This is a genomic window from Microbacterium sp. NPDC055357 (genome assembly GCF_053644835.1).
Window position 1 is genome coordinate 23381 of the sequence record NZ_JBSHLZ010000011.1, and the last position, 19637, is coordinate 43017.

The 19637-nt window shown below is 70.3% G+C and carries 20 protein-coding genes and 1 tRNA gene; 10 read left to right on the top strand and 11 right to left on the bottom strand.

The window, feature by feature from the left end; genetic code table 11:
• The first annotated feature begins 132 nt into the window (after window positions 1-132).
• A complete protein-coding gene (serC, locus tag ACWICD_RS12805) occupies window positions 133-1251 on the top strand; it encodes a phosphoserine transaminase (protein WP_454140395.1) in 1119 nt (372 codons plus the stop codon).
• 1046 nt (window positions 1252-2297) lie between these two features.
• On the opposite strand, the gene ACWICD_RS12810 is transcribed toward serC, so the two are convergent.
• Entirely contained in the window at window positions 2298-3119 is an 822-nt protein-coding gene (locus tag ACWICD_RS12810) for a DUF3027 domain-containing protein (RefSeq protein WP_454140396.1), read from the bottom strand.
• A 286-nt stretch (window positions 3120-3405) separates the two neighbouring features.
• Window positions 3406-3789 (bottom strand): cold-shock protein, encoded by a 384-nt coding sequence (locus tag ACWICD_RS12815; protein ID WP_454140397.1) that lies wholly within the window; start codon window positions 3787-3789, stop codon window positions 3406-3408.
• A 111-nt stretch (window positions 3790-3900) separates the two neighbouring features.
• Here ACWICD_RS12815 and ACWICD_RS12820 point away from each other — a divergent pair, with 111 nt between their 5' ends.
• Window positions 3901-4176: a multidrug ABC transporter ATPase gene (locus tag ACWICD_RS12820; protein WP_376128078.1), complete on the top strand. Its 276-nt coding sequence runs from the start codon at window positions 3901-3903 to the stop codon at window positions 4174-4176.
• Window positions 4177-5877, top strand: a complete 1701-nt coding sequence (locus ACWICD_RS12825; RefSeq protein WP_454140398.1) for a helicase-associated domain-containing protein — start codon at window positions 4177-4179, stop codon at window positions 5875-5877. It begins immediately after the preceding gene.
• Window positions 5878-5950: 73 nt separating this feature from the next.
• Here ACWICD_RS12825 and ACWICD_RS12830 read toward each other — a convergent pair whose 3' ends face one another.
• Window positions 5951-6235, bottom strand: coding sequence for a DivIVA domain-containing protein (locus ACWICD_RS12830; protein ID WP_454140399.1), 285 nt, complete (start codon window positions 6233-6235; stop codon window positions 5951-5953).
• A 91-nt stretch (window positions 6236-6326) separates the two neighbouring features.
• On the opposite strand from ACWICD_RS12830, the gene ACWICD_RS12835 reads away from it, so the two are divergent.
• Entirely contained in the window at window positions 6327-7967 is a 1641-nt protein-coding gene (locus tag ACWICD_RS12835) for a DNA repair helicase XPB (RefSeq protein ID WP_454140400.1), read from the top strand.
• Window positions 7968-7999: 32 nt separating this feature from the next.
• On the opposite strand, the gene ACWICD_RS12840 is transcribed toward ACWICD_RS12835, so the two are convergent.
• Entirely contained in the window at window positions 8000-8872 is an 873-nt protein-coding gene (locus ACWICD_RS12840) for an alpha/beta fold hydrolase (RefSeq protein ID WP_454140401.1), read from the bottom strand.
• 67 nt (window positions 8873-8939) lie between these two features.
• On the opposite strand from ACWICD_RS12840, the gene ACWICD_RS12845 reads away from it, so the two are divergent.
• From ACWICD_RS12845 to ACWICD_RS12860, 4 genes are all read left to right on the top strand, one after another.
• A complete protein-coding gene (locus ACWICD_RS12845) occupies window positions 8940-9491 on the top strand; it encodes a TetR/AcrR family transcriptional regulator (RefSeq protein ID WP_454140402.1) in 552 nt (183 codons plus the stop codon).
• Between the two features lie 203 nt (window positions 9492-9694).
• Complete coding sequence (locus tag ACWICD_RS12850; RefSeq protein ID WP_376128089.1) at window positions 9695-10387, top strand: response regulator transcription factor; 693 nt, start codon at window positions 9695-9697, stop codon at window positions 10385-10387.
• 27 nt (window positions 10388-10414) lie between these two features.
• Window positions 10415-12157 carry an ATP-binding protein gene (locus ACWICD_RS12855; RefSeq protein ID WP_454140403.1) on the top strand — a complete coding sequence of 581 codons (1743 nt, stop codon included), beginning with the start codon at window positions 10415-10417 and terminating at the stop codon, window positions 12155-12157.
• A 135-nt stretch (window positions 12158-12292) separates the two neighbouring features.
• A complete protein-coding gene (locus ACWICD_RS12860) occupies window positions 12293-12580 on the top strand; it encodes a WXG100 family type VII secretion target (RefSeq protein ID WP_376128092.1) in 288 nt (95 codons plus the stop codon).
• A gap of 133 nt (window positions 12581-12713) precedes the next feature.
• On the opposite strand, the gene groL is transcribed toward ACWICD_RS12860, so the two are convergent.
• The 4 genes from groL to ACWICD_RS12880 form a co-directional block, all read right to left on the bottom strand.
• On the bottom strand, window positions 12714-14333 hold the full coding sequence (groL, locus tag ACWICD_RS12865; protein ID WP_376128649.1) for a chaperonin GroEL: 1620 nt from the start codon (window positions 14331-14333) through the stop codon (window positions 12714-12716).
• A 110-nt stretch (window positions 14334-14443) separates the two neighbouring features.
• Complete coding sequence (locus tag ACWICD_RS12870; RefSeq protein WP_454140404.1) at window positions 14444-15016, bottom strand: LytR C-terminal domain-containing protein; 573 nt, start codon at window positions 15014-15016, stop codon at window positions 14444-14446.
• 9 nt (window positions 15017-15025) lie between these two features.
• Window positions 15026-15268 carry a DUF3263 domain-containing protein gene (locus tag ACWICD_RS12875; RefSeq protein ID WP_376128645.1) on the bottom strand — a complete coding sequence of 81 codons (243 nt, stop codon included), beginning with the start codon at window positions 15266-15268 and terminating at the stop codon, window positions 15026-15028.
• A gap of 9 nt (window positions 15269-15277) precedes the next feature.
• Window positions 15278-16267, bottom strand: a complete 990-nt coding sequence (locus tag ACWICD_RS12880) for a DUF2332 domain-containing protein (RefSeq protein WP_454140405.1) — start codon at window positions 16265-16267, stop codon at window positions 15278-15280.
• Window positions 16268-16531: 264 nt separating this feature from the next.
• On the opposite strand from ACWICD_RS12880, the gene msrB reads away from it, so the two are divergent.
• Together msrB and ACWICD_RS12890 are read left to right on the top strand one after the other, a co-directional pair.
• Complete coding sequence (gene msrB, locus ACWICD_RS12885) at window positions 16532-16939, top strand: peptide-methionine (R)-S-oxide reductase MsrB (protein ID WP_376128641.1); 408 nt, start codon at window positions 16532-16534, stop codon at window positions 16937-16939.
• A 56-nt stretch (window positions 16940-16995) separates the two neighbouring features.
• A complete protein-coding gene (locus tag ACWICD_RS12890) occupies window positions 16996-17547 on the top strand; it encodes a nitroreductase family protein (protein ID WP_454140406.1) in 552 nt (183 codons plus the stop codon).
• On the opposite strand, the gene ACWICD_RS12895 is transcribed toward ACWICD_RS12890, so the two are convergent.
• The 3 genes from ACWICD_RS12895 to ACWICD_RS12905 all read right to left on the bottom strand — a co-directional run bounded on the left by ACWICD_RS12895 (window position 17544) and on the right by ACWICD_RS12905 (window position 19609).
• On the bottom strand, window positions 17544-18515 hold the full coding sequence (locus ACWICD_RS12895; protein WP_376128639.1) for a DMT family transporter: 972 nt from the start codon (window positions 18513-18515) through the stop codon (window positions 17544-17546). The genes ACWICD_RS12890 and ACWICD_RS12895 overlap by 4 nt on opposite strands.
• Before the next feature lies 1 nt (window position 18516).
• Window positions 18517-18589, bottom strand: a tRNA-Thr gene (locus ACWICD_RS12900).
• A 63-nt stretch (window positions 18590-18652) separates the two neighbouring features.
• A complete protein-coding gene (locus ACWICD_RS12905) occupies window positions 18653-19609 on the bottom strand; it encodes a DsbA family protein (RefSeq protein WP_376128637.1) in 957 nt (318 codons plus the stop codon).
• Window positions 19610-19637 lie beyond the last annotated feature (28 nt).

Consider the following 19637-nt stretch of genomic DNA (forward strand, 5'->3'; position numbering starts at 1 on the left):
GTAACAATGGAACAGGTAAGGCCAGCCTATCCCGCAGGGCGGACACCGGGCCGCGGCATCCGGGTCCGGGTCAAGGGCCCGGGTCAAGGGCCCGGGTCAAGGGCCCGGGGCGGGCATCTCTAGAATCGACGCATGTCCCACGTGCTGCTCCCCCGCGAGATCCTGCCCTCCGACGGACGATTCGGGTGCGGCCCGTCGAAAGTGCGGCCCGCCCAGCTCGAACTGCTCACCGGACGCGGCGCCGCCGTGCTCGGCACATCGCACCGCCAGGCGCCCGTGAAGGACCTCGTCGGCAGTGTGCGCGCGCGCATCGGCGAGATCTTCCGCCTGCCCACGGGATACGAGGTGATCCTGGGCAACGGAGGCTCCACCGCCTTCTGGGATGCCGCGGCTTTCGGCCTGATCGAGCGCCGGTCGCAGAACCTGGTCTTCGGCGAGTTCGGCGGCAAGTTCGCCAAGGCCGCCGCCGCGCCGTGGCTCGAGGCTCCCGACGTGCGCAAGGCCGAGCCGGGCACCCGCGCCACGCCCGAAGCCGTCGAGGACGTCGACGTGTACGCCTGGCCGCACAACGAGACCTCGACGGGCGTGAGCGCGCCGGTCGAGCGCGTGCACGGCGACGACGGCGCCCTCACCGTCATCGACGCGACGAGCGCGGCGGGCGGCATCGACTTCTCGGCGCACGAAGCCGACGTCTACTACTTCGCGCCGCAGAAGAACCTCGGTTCGGACGGCGGCCTGTGGCTCGCTCTCGTCTCGCCGGCAGCGATCGAGCGGATCGAGCGGATCGCGGCATCCGATCGGTACATCCCCGAGTTCCTCAGCCTGAAGAACGCCCTCGACAACTCCCGCCTCAACCAGACCCTGAACACCCCCGCCCTCACGACGCTGCTGCTGCTCGATGACCAGCTGGGCTGGATCCGCGACAACGGCGGGCTGCAGTGGGCGGATGCACGCACGCGCGAGTCGTCGGATGCCCTCTACGCGTGGGCCGAGGCCGCTGCCTACGCGACGCCGTTCGTCGCCGATCCGGCCGACCGCTCCCCCGTCGTCGCCACGATCGACTTCGACGACTCGGTCGACGCCGCCGCCGTGGCCAAGAGCCTGCGCGCCAACGGCATCCTCGACACCGAGCCGTACCGCAAGCTCGGCCGCAACCAGCTGCGCGTCGCGACGTTCGTCTCGATCGAGCCCGACGACGTGCGCCAGCTCATCCGCTGCATCGAGATGACCGTCGAGGGCCTGTCGGCGTAGCCGGTAGGGCTGGACTGGGCTGAGCTGGGCAGGGTTGGGCTGGGCTGGGCCGGGGCAGGGTTGGGCTGGGCCGGGCTGAGCTGGGCCGCGTCCCGGTGCTACGCGCTACCGAAACCTGCACTCGCGCCCGTTTATCCAGGCGCGCCTGCAGGTTCTAGTAGCGCGAGCGGATGCTGCACCCCGACCTCAGTCGTCGGGGTCATCCTCGTCGGGGTCGCCGCCGGAGCCATTGGCCGCGCAGCAGGCTGAGCTGAACTTGGCTGGGCAGGGTTGGGCTGGGCAGGGTTGGGCTGAGCTGAGCCGCATCCCGGTGCCCCGCGCTACCCAAACCTGCACTCGCGCCCGTTTATCCAGGCGCGCCTGCAGGTTTTAGTAGCGCGAGCGAATGCCGCACCCCGACCTCACTCACCGGGGTCATCCCCGTCGAGGTCGCCGCCGGAGCCATTGACCGCGTAGCAGGCTGGGCTGGGCTGGGCTGGGCTGGGCTGAGCTGAACTTGGCTGGGCAGGGTTGGGCTGGGCTGAGCTGAGCCGCATCCCGGTGCCACTCGCTACCCAAACCTGCACTCGCGCCCGTTTTTCCAGGCGCGCCTGCAGGTTTTAGTAGCGCGAGCGAATGCTGCATCCCGACCTCAGTCGTCGGCGTCGTCCCCGTCGGAGCCGTCGTCGGAGCCATTGACCGCGTAGCAGGCTGAGCTGAACTTGGCTGGGCAGGGTTGGGCTGAGCTGAGCTGAGTCGCATCCCGGTGCCACTCGCTACCGAAACCTGCACCCGCGCGCGTTTATCCAGGCGCGCCTGCAGGTTTTGGTAGCGCGAGCGGATGCTGCACCCCGACCTCACTCACCGGGGTCATCCTCGTCGGGGTCACGGCCGGAGCCATGACCGCGTAGCAGGCTGAGCTGAACTTGGCTGAGCTGAACTTGGCTGAGCTGGGCTGGCCTGAGCCGCCATACCGGTGCCACGCGCTACCCAAACCTGCACTCGCGCCCGTTTTTCCAGGCGCGCCTGCAGGTTTTGGTAGCGCGAGCGGATGCTGCATCCCGGCCTCAGTCGTCGGCGTCGTCCCCGTCGGGGTCGTCGTCGGAGTCGTCGTCGTCGGAGTCGTCGTCGTCGCCCGAGTCATCGTCGTCGCCCGAGCCATCGTCGTCGTCGTCCGAGTCGTCGTCGTCGCCCGAGCCATCGTCGTCGTCGTCCGAGTCGTCGGCGTCGTCATCGTCCGAGTCGTCGTCGTCGTCGGAGTCGTCGTCGTCGGAGTCGTCGTCGTCCGAGTCGTCGTCCGAGTCGGCGTCGTCCGAGTCGTCGAGCTCGTCGATGTCGACGCCGTCGACGTCTCCGGAGTGGAGGATCGAGGATCCGTCCTCGTCGAAGTCCGCGGCATCCAGGTCGTCGAGATCGTCGTCCAGGTCATCCTCGTCGAGGTCGTCGTCGGAGCTCTCGGCGTCGGCGTCAGCGCTCTCGGTCTCCGCGGCGGCGGCCTGCGCGGCCTGGTAGTCGGCGAGGCGCTCGTCCCACGGCACCCACTCGGGCGCGAGCAGCGCTCCGTCGCCCGGCAGCAGCTCGGCTTCGAGCACCGTCGGATCCTCGTCGGCGGCGCGCGCGAGAGAAACGGTCCAGAACCATCCGGGGTAGCCGGAGAGACGGTTCTGGAACCGCAGCGAGACGACACCGTCGGCTTCGACACGGTGTCCCGCGGCGGGGCCGATCGTCGTCTCGGGAGTGATCTCCTTCAGCGCTGCGAGCGCGAGGTCGTGCGACGCGAGCAGCACGGCGTCCGGCGTCACGGGGGCCTCGGTCTCTTCGCCGTCACGGGCGGAGCCGTCCGCAGTCGAACCGTCCGCGGTCACACCGTCGCGGGCAGAACCCTCCACAGTCGAACCGTCCGCAGTCGAACCGTCCGCAGTCGAACCGTCGCGCGCGGAACCGTCCGCGGTCACACCGTCGCGCGCAGAACCGTCCGCAGTCGAACCGTCACGGGCAGAACCGTCACGGGCGGAGCCGTCGCTGACGGAACCGTCGCGCGCGGAACCCTCCGCGACCAACCCGTCGCGCGCAGAACCCTCCACAGTCGAACCGCCCGCGGCCGAACCACCCGCGTCGTCGCCACCGGTCGCGCCGGTCTCGTCCCGACCAGCGTCGGCGTCTGCCGCGTCGGGCTCAGGCATCGAGTTCATCGGCGACCTTGCGCAGTACCGCGGCGACCTTCTTGGCGTGCGAACCGCTCGGGTAGCGGCCGCGACGCAGGTCGCCGCCGATGTCGTCGAGCAGCTTCACGAGGTCTTCGACGATGATCGCCATGTCGTCGGCCGGCTTGCGCGAGCGCTTCGAGAGACTCACGGGAGCTTCGAGCACGCGCACCGAGAGCGCCTGGAGTCCGCGCTTACCGTCGGCCACGCCGAACTCGAGGCGCGTGCCGGCTTTGAGCGTCGAGGTTCCCGCGGGCATCGCCGTGGCGTGCAGGAAGACGTCCTGGCCGTCATCGGATGTGATGAAGCCGAACCCCTTCTCCTCGTCGTAGAACCTGACCTTGCCGGTGGGCATGCGAACCTCGCTGGATGAACGGCCCGCGGATCGCGGGCAGGGCGGAACCGGAGCCGTCGAGACCCCACCCTCAAGACTACGGCACGGCACGACGAGAGTAGGCTGGAGCGGATGAGCACGCGACCCCCCGCCGACGACGTCCCCGCGCGTCGGATCGACAGCATTCTGGCGTTCACGGCCCTGGGCCTGCTGGTGGTGTCCATCGTCTGCTTCTTCTCGATCATGATCGGCACGGCGACGGGGCTCGAGCAGGCCGACTTCGCCTCGGGCATCTGGCCGGTCGTCACCGTCGTCGTGTGGGTCGGCCCGATCCTCGCGTTCGCGATGATCCTGTTCATCCTGATCTCGAGCTTCGTACGCAGAGGCCGCGCCAACCGCGGAGCCTGAGTGGTCTCCGATGAGCGGGGCCTCGCGACGTGGCTGGCACGGCGCGACGACACCGCGCTCGCCGAGACCTTCGCCGCGCGCGGCGTCTCACCGGGCGTCGGGTGGCACGACTTCTTCGATGCCGCCGCGGCGCTTCTCGAAGCGGCATCCGTCGACCGGGCGCTGACCACCCTGCCGCGGGCCGCGCTCATCGCCGCGGCCGCCGGCGACGCCTCCCCCGTGCCCGAGCGGCTCGCCCTGCGCGATGACGCCGGGCGCCCGTACGCCGCGGTCGAGTCTCGCCTCACCGCCGCCGCGCAGGCGAACCCCGACGCCTTCCGCCCCTCGCCGACCCGGCCATCGACCCCGACCGCCGGCGAGGCCGCCGCCGCGGAGCGCGCATTCGCGACGTCGGGAGCCCTCGCCGACGTTCTCCTGGCCTGCCTGCACGCCCCCCTCACCCGCACGATCGCGGGAGCCGTGAGCGCCGTGGACCGGCGACGACTGATGGATGCCGGTGCCGTCGAGTCGCCCGATGAGCTCGACGAACTCGTGGTCTCGGCCTCGATGGCCGGGCTCGTCGTCGCGGTCGACCGCGAATGGGTCGTCACCGAGGCGGGCGATGCGTGGCTCGAGGCGTCGACCCTCGAACGCTGGTCGACCATCGTGCACGGCCTCATCACGCGGATGCCCGACGGGCTTCGCACGGCTGCGGGCGGCATCGTCGACCCGCGGGACTGGGCCGACGCGTACCCGCTCGACACCGACTGGCCCGCGCGGGCGCGGCGCCTGCACACGGTCGCGCGACGCTGGGGTCTCGTCTCGGACGACGGCACCGAACCGGTCTGGACCACCCGGCTGCGCGCGGGCGCAGACCTCGACACCGCCGCCTTCGCGGCGCAGCTGCCCGCCGAGATCGATCGGGTCTACCTGCAGGCCGACCTGACCGCGATCGCCCCCGGTCCCCTCGCCCCCGCACTCGATCTGCGGCTGCGGCGCATCGCGCACCGCGAGTCGCGCGCGCAGGCGTCCACCTACCGGTTCACGGCCCAGTCGCTCGCGACGGGCCTGACCGAGGGCGAGACCGCGGCGTCGATCCGCGACTTCCTCGGCGCGCTCTCGCTCACCGGCATCCCCCAGCCCCTCGACTATCTCGTCGAGAGCACCGCCGTGCGCCACGGTCTCGTGCGCGTGCACCGTGATGAGCGGACGGGCACGACGCGTGTCGAAAGCGCGGATGCCGCAATCCTCGACGCCATCGCGGTGGACCAGGCGCTGCGCCCGCTCGGCCTGATCCCCGAGGCGGGGATGCTGACCTCGCGCGTCGCGCGCAACACCGTGTACTGGTCGCTCGCCGACGCGCGATACCCCGTCATCGCGCTCGATCCGACGGGTTCGCCCGAGTCGCTCCATCGCGGCGCGCCCACGCTCGCCGCAGCGCCGACCCGCACCCCCGCCGACACGTACGCGGGCCTCATCGGGACGTTGCGCGACCGGCACGAGGGCGACACCGACGCGGCGTGGCTCGGGCGCGAGCTCGAGCAGGCGGTGCGCCTGCGCGCTCTCATCGAGATCACGGTGCGCCTGCCCGACGGCTCTGAGCGCGTCTTCGCCCTCGAGGCCTCGGGCTTCGGCGGCGGTCGCCTGCGCGGCCTCGACCGCGCCGCCGACATCGAGCGCACGCTGCCCGTGTCGCACATCGTGGGCGTGCGCCCGCTCTGACCTCGGCGGCGTTCCGCGAGGCCCCGTCCCGGAGGCCCCGTCCCGCGAGGCCCCGTTCCGCGGAACCCCGGCCTCAGCCTGCCGCGAGGTGACGGCGCAGTTCGACGACGATGTCGTCGAGGTAGTCGTCGACCTCATCGGCGACGTAGCCGGCTCCGAACCGACGTGCCCTGAACTGCTGGGTGACGATGCCGTCTGCGGCGGCCGCGGAACCGCGCCCGGCCTCGGCCGCCGCGAGCGCGTCGGCGCAGACCACGAGGAAGGCGTCGACCTCGTCCACGTCGTACAGCTCACGACGCAGACCGGACAGGCCCCGCGCTGTCGCGAAGCGCCTTCTGCGGATCTCAGAGCTGTGCATGCCGCGAGCGTATCCGAGGCGGCGGGCACGAACTCCGCCTCTTTCGCCTCCGACCCGCCCACCCCGGCGGGCACCGGTAGACTGGACGGCTATGTCTGACGGCCCCCTCATCGTGCAGAGTGACCGGACGGTGCTGCTCGAAGTAGCCCACCCGGACGCTGAGAACGCCCGCCACGAACTCGCGATCTTCGCCGAGCTCGAGCGCGCCCCCGAACACATCCACACCTACCGCGTCACGCGGCTCGGACTGTGGAACGCCCGCGCCGCGGGCCACGACGCCGAGGACATGCTCGCGACCCTCGACCGGTGGTCGCGGTTCCCCGTGCCGCCCTCGGTGTCGATCGACATCCGCGAGACCGTCAACCGCTACGGCCGCCTCGTCATCGACCGCACCGACGAGGGCGACCTCATCCTCAAGTCGACGGATGCCGCCGTGCTGGCCGAGGTGTCCAAGAACAAGCGCATCCAACCGCTGCTCATCGGCCACCCGTCGCCGGACACCTTCCTCGTCGACGCGTGGGCGCGCGGGCACATCAAGCAGGAGCTGCTCAAGATCGGCTGGCCCGCCGAAGACCTCGCCGGCTACACGCCCGGCACGCCGCATCCCATCGAGCTCGAAGAAGCGGACTGGCAGCTGCGCCCCTATCAACGCAAGGCCGTCGACATCTTCACGGAGGGCGGCTCGGGAGTCGTCGTGCTCCCCTGCGGCGCCGGCAAGACCCTCGTCGGGGCCGCCGCCATGGCCGACACGAAGACGACGACGCTCATCCTCGTCACGAACACCGTCAGCGCGCGCCAGTGGCGCGACGAGCTGCTCAAGCGCACGTCGCTCACGCCCGACGAGATCGGCGAGTACTCGGGACAGGTGAAAGAGGTCAAGCCCGTCACGATCGCGACCTACCAGATCCTCACCGCCAAGCGGAAGGGCCAGTACGCGCACCTCGCACTGCTGGACGCGCTGGACTGGGGCCTCATCGTCTACGACGAGGTGCACCTGCTGCCCGCGCCGGTCTTCAAGCTGACCGCCGATCTGCAGGCCCGCCGCCGACTCGGCCTGACGGCGACGCTCGTGCGCGAAGACGGGCGCGAAGGCGACGTCTTCAGCCTCATCGGCCCCAAGCGCTTCGACGCACCCTGGAAGGAGATCGAGGCCCAGGGCTTCATCTCACCCGCCGTCTGCTACGAAGTGCGCGTCGATCTGCCCGCGTACGAACGCCTCGAATACGCCGCGGCGGCCGACGACGAGCGCTACCGCCTGGCCGCCACCGCCCCGGCGAAGATCGATGTCGTGCGCCGGCTCGTCGAGCGGCACAAGGGCGAGCGCATCCTCGTCATCGGACAGTACCTCGACCAGATCGAGGTGCTCTCAGACGCCCTCGGCGCCCCCAAGATCACCGGCGCGACGCCCGTCGACGAACGCGAAGAGCTCTATCAGGCGTTCCGCGAGGGCGAGATCGAGGTGCTCGTCGTGTCGAAGGTCGCGAACTTCTCGATCGATCTGCCCGAGGCATCCGTCGCCATCCAGGTCTCGGGATCGTTCGGATCACGCCAGGAAGAGGCTCAGCGGCTGGGACGCCTGCTGCGCCCCAAGCAGTCGGCCAACACCGCGAGCTTCTACACGCTCATCGCCCGCGACACGGTCGACCAGGACTTCGCCCAGAACCGCCAGCGCTTCCTCGCCGAGCAGGGTTACGCCTACACGATCCTGGATGCCGACGGTCTCGCCGCCTGACGGTTCGCCCGCAGCATCCCCAGATCACACCCTCACGCCGCCGCGAACTCCGCGATGCGCCGAGCGACAGCGGCGGGCTGCTCGTCGGCGAGCCAGTGCCCCGCGTCCGCGATCGTCTCGATCGCGACGTCGGGCATGTGGTCCTCGACGCCGGCGAGCGCTTCGCGCGGCACGACCGGGTCGTCCGCACCGAGCAGCACGAGCGTCGGCATGATCGGCAGTCGGTCGCGATAGCGACCGAGCACGATCCGCAGGAACTCCGGCACGACGAGCTGCCGGTACTTCTTCGACCCCGCCCGCGCCTGCGCCCGATCGCGCAGATCGGCGAGATACGCGTCGATGTCGGCCGCCGACACGCCGCCGCGATGCGCGAAGGTCGCGAACAGCCACCGCGGCAGCCGCTGCCGACCGCCCCGCAGCAGCCGCGCGCCGAGCCCCGGCACGGCGAGCGCGTACTGGAACCACAGGTACTTCATCGACCCCACCATCGACCCCGTCATGCGCAGGTACATCGGCGGCACCGACATCACGACGAGGCGAGAGACCCGCTCCGGATGCCGCATGGCGAGGTCCGCCGCCACGAGAGCGCCGATATCGTGACCGACCACGACGGCGCGCTCGATGCCGAGAGCATCGAGGAGCCCGAGCGCGTCATCGCCCAGGACCTCGAGCCGATACGACCCGCCCGGCGCACCGCTGCGTCCGGATCCGCGAAGATCGGGAACGACGACGCGGGCATCGTTCGCGAGCAGCGACGCGACTTCCGCCCATTCCCGCGAACTCTGCGGAAACCCGTGCAGCAGCACGATGGGGGTCCCCGCGCCCATCTCGACGACGTGCAGATCGACGCCCGCGAGCGACACGGTGCGCTCGACGGCGGTGGCAGCATCCCCCGTCTCGTCCATGGCGCGATCGTACTACGTTCGTAGTGCTGTGTCACTACATCCGTAGTGCGACTGATACGCTCGCCGCATGCCCAGCATCCGGGAACGTGCTCTCGACGCAGCCGTCGAGCTCATCGGGACCCAGTCGATCCGGGCACTCACGCATGCCCGCGTGGACGAGCGGGCGGGCCTGGCCCGCGGTTCGACCTCCAACCACTTCCGCACCCGCTCGGCCCTGCTCGCCGGCGTCACGCAGTGGATCGCCGACCGCGAAAGCAGTGACCTCGGCGCCGCGGCCTCACGTCCGTTCGACGACGTCGACGGCTTCGTCGACCTCTTCAGCGACGCGATCGAGCTCCTCACCGGGGTCTACGCCGTGCGCACACGCGCGCGGTACGCCCTCTTCCTCGAGGCCGCGTCCGACCCCGACCTGTTCGCGCCCCTGCACGCGCAGCGCGAGGGCCTGGCGACGTGGGCGCGGAACCTTCTGACGGCACTGGGTGCGCAGCATCCGGATGCCGCGACGCAGGCCTTCATGGCTTTCAGCGACGGCATCATCCTCCATCGCCTGAGCGTCGAGCCGGACGCCCCCGTGCGCCCGGTGGTCGCGATCGCCGTCCGCGGCTGCCTCGCCGCCTGACCGCGCGCGTCCACCGCCCACCCCGAACCGGTCGCCCGGGGCAGGACCGGCCGATTCCGCCGGAATTCCGCCTGTTCTGGCCAGAACACCCGGTGCCGACGAACGGGCTCAGGATGCCGCCGAGCTCGCGTGCGCGGGAGCGTGAAGGCGGCTCGCACACAGATATCCAGCATCCGCATCACTTCCGGTGCCAGTATTGGCCTATGACCGCACCGCGCATCCTCGTTGTGGACGACGAACCGAACATCCGCGACCTGCTCATCACGAGCCTCCGCTTCGCCGGGTATCAGGTGAAGGCCGTCTCGAACGGAGCCCAGACGATCTCGGCTGTGCTCGAAGAGGAGCCGGACCTGATCATCCTCGACGTCATGCTGCCCGACATGAACGGGTTCAGCGTCACCAAGCGCCTCCGGGGCGCCGGCTATACGGCGCCGATCCTCTTCCTCACGGCGAAGGACGAGACCGAAGACAAGATCGCCGGCCTCAACGCCGGCGGCGACGACTACGTCACGAAGCCGTTCAGCCTCGATGAGATCGTCGCCCGCATCCAGGCGATCCTGCGCCGCACGATGCAGGCCGACGAAGAGTCGGTCATCCGCGCGGGCGAGCTGACGATGGACCAGGACACGCACGACGTGCAGGTCGGCGACGTCTCGATCGATCTGAGCCCCACCGAGTTCAAGCTGCTGCGCTATCTCATGCTCAACCCGAACCGCGTGCTGTCGAAGGCGCAGATCCTCGACCACGTGTGGGAGTACGACTTCAACGGCGACGCCGGCATCGTCGAGAGCTACATCTCGTACCTGCGCCGCAAGATCGACCCGCACTCGACCGAGCCGCTCATCCAGACCAAGCGCGGCTTCGGGTACATGCTGAAGGTCGGCAAGACCACCTGATCGGCCGCACAGACGCGAGGGGGCCGCGTGGCGCACCAGACTGACCCGGTCACCCGATGGTGGCGCGGAACGAGCCTGCGTGCCAAGGTGACCGGCGTGACCGTCACGGTGCTCGCGCTGGGGCTCACTGCGACCGGTGCGGGTGCGAGCGTGTTCCTGCGCAACGCTCTCATCGTCAACCTCGAGAGCACCGTGCAGCAGGTCGCGGCGACCGAGATCGGCCTCGGGCTGTTCGACATCACGCTCAACGAGGGCGTCGTGGACGCGACCGAGAAGGAAGAGGTCCCGCGCACCGATTACCACGTCGCCCTCTACCAGTCCCTCGATCCCGGGGAGCTCGTCATCTCGGCGGGCGCGGGCGCACCGACACCGGCGTTCCCCGCCGACTATTCGCTGCAGAAGGCCCATGGCGAGGGCCCGGCGCCGTTCGAACTCACCGATCCGGAGACGGGGACACGGTTCGTCGCGAGCGTCGTGCCCCTCGAGCTGCCGGGCGGCACGTTCGTTCCGCAGCTCGTCGCCGCCTCGGTCGCCCCCGTCAATCAGGTCGTGACGACCTTCCTCAGCATCTACTCGATCCTCGCGCTCATCGTGCTCGTGATCGGGGCGTTCGCGACGCGCTGGCTCGTGACGTTCGCCTTCCGCAGCCTCGGCCAGGTCGAATCCACCGCCATGGCGATCGCGGCGGGTGACTTCGGGCAGCGCATGACCGACATCGAGCCGACGACGACCGAGGTCGGGCGGCTCAAGACGGCCATCAACGCGATGCTCGGCCGCGTCGACACCGCGATCACGCAGCGCGATGCGACCGTGCGGCAGATGCGACGCTTCATCGGCGACGCGAGCCACGAGCTGCGCACTCCCCTCGTCACGGTGCGCGGCTACGCCGAGCTGTACCGGATGGGTGCGATCCGCAGCGAAGAAGACATCGCGCAGTCGATGGACCGCATCGAGAGCGAAGCGAAGCGCATGGGGTTGCTCGTCGAGGACCTCCTCGCGCTCGCGCGTCTCGACGAACGCCGCGACGTCGTGATCACGCCGGTCGACCTGCGACCGATCGCCCGGGATGCCGCGCTCGACGTGCGCGCGACGGCGCCCGGTCGCCGTGTCACGGTGATCGACACGACCGCCCACGAGCCTCCGCGCCCGCCCACGACGCCGCGCGAGGACATTTCGGAGAGCGAGCGCAAGCGCCCCTCGACCTCGGCGATCGCGGCGCTTCTGCGTCGCAAGCCCAAGCCCGCGCCGACCGACCCGGCGCCGGATGCATCCCCGGCCGAGCCGGCCGAACCGCCCATCGTCGCGCATCCCCCCGCGAATCCGGTGCCCATCGTGCTGGGCGACGAGAACCGCGTGCGGCAGGTCGTGACGAATCTGCTCGGCAACGCCCGGCGCTTCACCACGGCGGACTCGCCGATCGAACTGCGGATCGGAGTCGATGCCGCGGCATCCACCGGATGGGTCGAGATCGTCGACCACGGCGAGGGTGTGCCCGATCAGATCAAGGAGAAGATCTTCCAGCGCTTCTGGCGCGCCGACACGTCGCGGACGCGCGAGACGGGCGGTTCGGGTCTCGGCCTGTCGATCGTCGCGTCGATCGTCGAGGCCCTGCACGGGTCGGTCGGAGTCGTCGACACCCCCGGCGGGGGTGCAACCTTCCGCTTCTCGCTTCCGCTGGCGAAGGGACGGGATGCCGCCGAGCATCTGCACCTCGAGACGCAGCCGCTCCCCCGTCTGCCGCAGAGCCTCGCCGACGACGCCGGTCGCTGACGGCTCCTCCCCAACCGAGCCCGGGGATCATCCGTCCACCGCTCGGTCGGCACGGCCTCGGCGAGACGGGCCGGGCGCCTACCGTTGCGGCAGAGCGGGCAGCATCCGGCAGCCCCGTCCGGAAGGGTTTCGTCCATGGCCGTCTTCTCCGTCGACAGCGACGCCGTCCTCTCGTCCACGACCGCCGTACGCGGCACGATCGACCGGCTGCAAGCCGAAGTCGCCGCGCTCATGGGGCAGCTGACGCAGCTGCAGGGTTCGTGGACGGGCGCGGCGTCGGTCGCCTTCCACTCCAGCGTCGAGCAGTGGCGCGCGACGCAGCGCACCGTCGAGGACTCGCTGACCGGGCTCAACGCGGCACTCGCCACGGCGGGCCGCCAGTACGCCGACGCCGAGCAGGCCTCGATGAGCCTGTTCCGGTGAACGACGAAGGGCCTCTCCGCTGGGGAGAGGCCCTTCGCTGTGAGGCTGGGGCCTCGATACGCCGCCTACGGCGGCTACTCGACCTTGACCCATCGCGGGTCAACGCGGCTTCGCCGCATTGACCCGCGCTGCGTCAAAAGTCCATGCCACCGGTCGGGTCGGCGGGCATCGCCGGGGCCTTCTCAGGCTTGTCGGCGACGACGACCTCGGTCGTCAGGAACAGCCCGGCGATCGACGCGGCGTTCTGCAGCGCCGAACGCGTGACCTTGGCGGGGTCGATGATGCCCTGTGCGAACATGTCGCCGTACTCGCCCGTGGCGGCGTTGAGGCCGTGACCCGTGGGGAGTTCCGAGACCTTGTTCGCCACGACGCCCGGCTCGAGACCGGCGTTCAGCGCGATCTGCTTGAGCGGTGCCTCGATGGCCACGCGGACGATGTTCGCGCCGGTCGCCTCGTCACCCGAGAGTCCGAGTTCCGACAGCGCCTTCTGGCCCGCCTGGATGAGCGCGACGCCACCACCGGGGACGATGCCCTCTTCGACGGCCGCCTTCGCGTTGCGAACGGCGTCCTCGATGCGGTGCTTGCGCTCCTTCAGCTCGACCTCGGTGGCCGCGCCCGCCTTGATGACGGCGACGCCGCCGGCGAGCTTGGCGAGACGCTCCTGGAGCTTCTCGCGGTCGTAGTCGCTGTCGGTGTTGTCGATCTCGCGACGGATCTGGGTCACGCGACCTTCGATCTGGTCGGCCTCGCCGGCACCCTCGACGATCGTGGTCTCGTCCTTCGTGACGATGACCTTGCGCGCACGACCGAGCAGGTCGAGCGTCGCGTTCTCGAGCTTGAGGCCCACCTCTTCGGTGATGACCTGGCCGCCCGTGAGGATCGCGATGTCCTGCAGCTGAGCCTTGCGACGGTCACCGAAGCCGGGCGCCTTGACGGCGACCGACTTGAAAATGCCGCGGATCTTGTTGAGCACGAGCGTCGCGAGAGCCTCGCCCTCGACGTCCTCGGCGATGATGACGAGCTCCTTGCCGTCCTGGATCACCTTGTCGACGACGGGCAGAAGGTCCTTGATGTTCGAGATCTTCTGGTTCGCGATGAGGATGTACGGGTCCTCGAAGACCGCCTCCTGGCGGTCGGGGTCCGTGACGAAGTAGGGGTTGATGTACCCCTTGTCGAAGCGCATGCCCTCGGTGAGCTCGAGCTCGGTGCCGAAGGTCTGCGACTCCTCGACCGTGACGACGCCTTCCTTGCCGACCTTGTCGATGGCCTCGGCGATGAGCGCGCCGATCTCTTCGTCAGCGGCCGAGATCGATGCGGTGGCAGCGATCTCCTCCTTCGTCTCGACCTCCTTGGCCGAAGCGAGCAGCTCGTCGGAGATGGCCGTGACGGCCTTCTCGATGCCCTTCTTGAGGCCGATCGGGTCGGCGCCGGCTGCGACGTTGCGCAGACCTTCACGCACGAGCGCCTGAGCGAGGACGGTAGCCGTCGTCGTGCCGTCACCGGCGACGTCGTCGGTCTTCTTCGCGACCTCCTTGACGAGCTCCGCGCCGATCTTCTCGTACGGGTCGTCGAGCTCGATCTCCTTGGCGATCGAGACGCCGTCGTTCGTGATCGTGGGGGCGCCCCACTTCTTCTCGAGTACGACGTTGCGACCACGCGGGCCGAGCGTCACCTTGACGGCGTCAGCCAGCGTGTTGAGGCCGCGCTCGAGGCCACGACGGGCCTCCTCGTCGAAAGCGATGATCTTTGCCATGTCTGTCTCGTCCCTCCCGGACGTTGGCTTGCGGAATTAGCACTCAAAGGTACGGAGTGCTAACGCTCATTCTGGCACTCGACCTATGCGAGTGCAAGCCGCGCCCCGTGTCACTCGGTCGGCGCAGGCTCAGGAGGAGTCGAAGTGCGGTCGAGACCGATGACGATCGTGAGCTGCTTCGTGTCGGGATCGCCGAGCTGATACGCCTCGCTCTGCTCGATCTCGGCTCCGCCGATGACGTCGGCGAGGCCGAGGGCAGCGGCCTCGTCGTCCGCGTCGAGATAGAAGACGGTCGTCATCGCGAAGTCGTCGCTGCCGGCGCCGCTGGCCAGAACGCTGTCGGCGGGCCAGCCCGCGGCGACCACGACGTCTTTCAGCTGGGTCGCCAGCCCCTCTTCGGGCGTCGCGTTCAAGACGTTGACCGCGTAGGTCGTGTCGATGACCGGCTCGACCTGCACGGTCGGCTCGGGCGTCGGCTCCGGCGTGGGGAAGAGCTCGATGCGCCCCGATGCGAGCAGCGTGCCGAAGATCCCGATGACGATGAGCACGATCGTTGCGAGGACGGCCCACAGCAGCACGACCCAGCCGCGCATGCGGGGGTTCTCGGCGCGATGGGCGCCCACGCGGCCCACTTCTGCCGGGATGTCATCGAAGCGATCCCGCGGGAAGGTCGATTTCGGCACTCCCCGATGCTACCCGTCCGCGCGACGAAGCCTCGCGCGCTCACGCGCGTCGCGCAGACGCCGGAGCCGCTTCACGAGCATCGGATCGTGGGCCTGCGCCTCGGCCGTGTCGAGCAGGCGACCGAGCAGCTGGTAGTACCGGGCGGGTGAGATGCCGAGGTCGGCCCGGATCGCCTCTTCTTTCGCGCCGGCGTGCCGTCGCCACTCCGCCTCGAAATCGAGGAGGGCGCGGTCACGGTCGCTGAGGGGCACGTCTTCACGCTAACGCGCCGGAGCCGCTGCGCCCGCGCGCCACTCCACGCTCCGCCCGAGCGGATCGACCGCCGCCAGCGGCACGCCGTCGCGGCCGAGCACGAAGCCACCCCACGTGGCCGGGTCGATCGGCGGATGCCACGCATCGTGCAGCCCCGGCGGATCGATCGTCACCCACACGGCCTCGAGGCGCTGCACGATCTCGATGAGCCGGTCCCGGCCGCGGCGTGGGATGTGCGGCAGCACACCGGGCGTCGTGACGACGACGCGCGCGCCCTCCGGAGCCCGGCGGACGACCCCCTCCAGCTCGCCCGGCTCGGTCGCATCGCCCCGCACGAGCAGCGGCGGATCGGCCGCGACGATGTCCAGCGCCGCCGTGACCCGCTCGGCGCGACCGGTTTCGCCGGGCCACACGAGGGCCGTGAGGAAACGGCGATCGGCCGGATGCGCGGCATCCTTCGGATCCAGGTCGATGCCCGCGCGCCACACGATCTCGGGCAGCCGCAGTTGCGGACGACCGCTCAGGGCCGACGCGAGGACGACGGCCGACTCCCCCTCGGACGGGTCGAGGTCCGGACCGCCGTCGTAGCGGTACGAGTAACGGTCGGGATACAGGCACAGTCCCGCGCTCGCGCCCACTTCGACGAGGGCGATCGGGCCGTCGATCGTGCTGAGGGCCGGCAGGAGCGCGGCGCAGCGCAGGGGTTCGTTGGTCTGCAGACGGCGACGGGATGCCTCGGCGACGAGGTCGTCGGCGTGCTCCGCGACCCACGCCGACCACTCGGCGAACGGCTTCTCGGGGGCGCCGAGCATCCGCGCGACGGCGAACACGAGGGGCGGCTGCCGCCGGGTCTCGGGGATCCGCGCGAGGATCGCCGCGGTGGGCGCGTCGCCCGCGACGCCGGCCGCCCAGTCTTCGTACAGCGCCGATCGCCCCCGCGCCTCGGTCACGGCGAACCGCGCGTAACGATCGGCGGTGGCGGCGGCATCCGGATGCATGTCCTCATTCTCGCGGGGACATCACGAGTCGCGCGCCGACCCCCGACCTTCCTCCCGACCTCCGAAGTCCACGACGTTCGGAATCTCGCACCAACCCCGGAATCTCGCGCCAACTCCGGATCCATCACGACCCGCACTCCGAACCTGGCCCCGCCCTCCGAAGTCTGTGAGGCGTCAGACGACGGCGGTGTCGCACCGTGCCATGCGAAGGAACAGTGGAGCGCGGACTGCGGTTGAATGAACAAGAGCACCGAGGAGGACGACATGGCGTACGAGATCGACAAGAGCGACGAGCAGTGGCGCGCAGAGCTGACCCCCGAGCAGTACGCGGTGCTGCGCGAGGCGGGCACCGAGCGCGCCTGGACAGGCGAGCTGCTCGATGAGAGCCGCGCGGGACTCTACGCGTGCGCGGCGTGCGGTTCGGAGCTGTTCCGCAGCGGCACGAAGTTCGACTCGCACTGCGGCTGGCCGAGCTTCTACGAATCGGTCCGGCCCGAGGCGGTCGAGCTGATCGAGGACAACAGCCACGGCATGGTGCGCACCGAGGTGCGCTGCGCGACGTGCGGTTCGCACCTGGGACACGTGTTCCCCGACGGCTTCGGCACCCCCACGGGCGACCGGTACTGCATGAACTCGCTGTCGTTGTCATTCGCCCCCGAGGGCGAGGCGTGACGGCCCCCGCACCCTCTCCCCCCGCCGCGGACGCGGCGCGCGGAGCCTCGGGGCGCGTGGGCCCGACCCTCGAGGCGGTGCGCGCGCGTCGCTCGTGGTCGAAGGTCACCGACGAGGCTCCGACGCACGACGAGCTGCTGACGCTCGTGTCGGCCGCCGCCCGCGTCGCCGACCACTCGTCGCTGCGTCCGTGGCGGCTCATCGAGCTGCGCGGGCCCGACCGCGAACGCCTGGGCGCGGCGCTGGCCGAAGCCGCCGGCGATGACGAGCCGTCGCGCAAGCCGCTGCGCGCACCCCTGCTCATCGCGGTCGTCGCGAGCTACCGCAAGAGCCACAAGGTGCCGCGCTGGGAGCAGGAGGCCGTCGCGTCGGGGGTCGCGCACATGCTCAGCCTGCTACTCGATGACGCGGGCTGGGGCGTCATCTGGCGCACGGGGTCGCACACGCGCTCGAAGCCGGTCGCGAAGGCGCACGGCCTGGGAAAGCGCGAAGAGCTGCTCGGCTGGCTCTACGTCGGCGGCAAGCCCTCGGCGAAGACGGGCAGTCGCCGCGAGGTCGATGCGCGATCGCTCATCTCGCCGATGCCGACGGGCACGAAGAAGTCCTAGTCACGTCCGCGCCGCGGCCGTCTCCACGGCGCGACGGCGACGATGACCGACGCCAGGGCGATGCCCACCATGATGCTCACCTGCAGGATGCCGGGGGCATCGGCCGCCGGCCACAGCGCGTCGAGCACGACCGACGTCACGAGCTGACCGACGACCGTGCCCAGGCCCAGCAGCAGCACCCCCGTGTGCGCGACGAGCGCCGCCGACAGGAAGATGTAGACGACCCCGAGCGGCCCCGCGATGTAGAGCCACGGCTCGGTCGGAAACGCCCGCGGCGGTCCCGAGACGATGCCGCTCACGATGGCCGCCACGACGAGCACGAGCGTTCCGCCGATGAAGTTCACGAGCGTCGCCGTGAGCGGCGTGCCGACGCGCTGACGCAGTCGGCCGTTCGTCGCCTGCTGCCACGCGATCCCGACTCCCGCCAGGAACGGCATCACGATCATCCACAACGGGATGCCGCGCACGCCGTCGCCGACCAATGACACGCCGACCGCGACGAGCGCGAGGAGCCCCCCGAGCAGGCGCGGGATCGTGACGGCGACGACGCCGGCCGGCCCGAAGCCGAGCCGGTCCAGGACGAGCCCGTTCACGGCCTGTCCCGCGACGACGCCCACCGTGAAGAGGGAGACGCCGATGACGGCGACCGCGAGGCCCTGCGTGGCGACCGTCAGGGCTCCGGCGGCGCCGCCCACCAGCATCCACCAGGGAATCGATCGTCCGCGCATTCCCGCGACGAGCGTGCGGAAGCCCCGCCTGCCCTGGGGAAGCGCGGCGGAGAGCACGATGGCGAGCACGAGCCCCGTGCCGAAGGACACGCCGCCCGCGAGAATTCCATCGTCCAGGCGCATGCCGAGGACGCCGTTGATGCGCGCCTGCACGGCTGTCAGTGCCCCGATGAACGCGGCACCGGCGAGCGCGATCCAGACGGGCAGACGTCCACCGCTGCCACGGGAGTCAGCCGTCACGAGCCGGCTGCGGGATTTGAACCCGCAACCCCCTGTTTACAAGACAGGTGCGCTGCCAATTGCGCCAAGCCGGCGAAGTCACCCATTCTATCGGGATGCCGCGGGCTACTCGGTCGCCGATGAGCGACCGCCGCGGGTCACTCCGCCGGGGTCGCGGTGGGAGTCGGCGTGGGGGTCGCCTTGTAGTACGCGTCGCTCGCCATCGTCAGCACGAACTGCGCGAACTCCTTGGGGTCATCGAGCGCTCCGACGTAGGGCGCGCCGTTGACGAGCACCATCGGCGTTCCGGTGAGCGCGACGCCGTCGGTGTCGGGCAGTCCGGACAGAGCGCGCTCGGTCGCGGCCTTGGCCCACGCGGCGAAGGACTGATCCTGGATGCACGCGCGCACGACCTTGGGCGAGTCGACACCGCTCGCCTGCGCGATGTCGGCCAGGACGACATCGGTGAAGCCGTCGGAGTCGAGCTCGGGCTGCTGCGAGAGCAGCGCGTGGTTGTAGGCGAAGAAGGTGTCGCGCGAATGCGTCGCGACGCACGCCGCCGCACTCGCGGCACGCAGCGAGTACTTCGTGCCGTTGGACTTCGCCGTGAGCATCGCGACGGGGTAATAGGTCAGGTCGGCGGCACCCTCACCGACCCATTTGGACAGCTGCGGGGCGTTCGCGAGCTGGAACTCGCGCGAACCCGCCGAAAGGTAGTCGACGTAGACGCGGATGTCGACGACGGACTGCTCGGTGGGCTCGGGCGTCGCCGTCTCGGCAGCGGTCTCTTCGGGCTCGGCGCCCTCGTCGGCCGCGGGAGTCGGCGTCGGGGTCCCCGACGTGGGCCCGCCCGTGTCGGCGAGACCCGTGGCGCTGGTGACGAAGAAGCCGTCGTCGGCGACGTTCGCGGGGCTCAGCTGAGGCTTGGATGCCGCCGAGCCGACGGCCCACGCCACGACGACGGCGGCGATCGCCACGATGGCGACGACGGATGCCACGACCGACAGGGCCCGCAGGCGTCGCGTGCGCGCCTGGCGCGCCTGCACCTGCTGCGCCTTTTCGCGCACGGCATCACGACGTTCGCTCGGGGCGTTCGAAGACTCGTCGCTGGACATGGGACCTCTCGGGGCGGTGCGTTTCGGC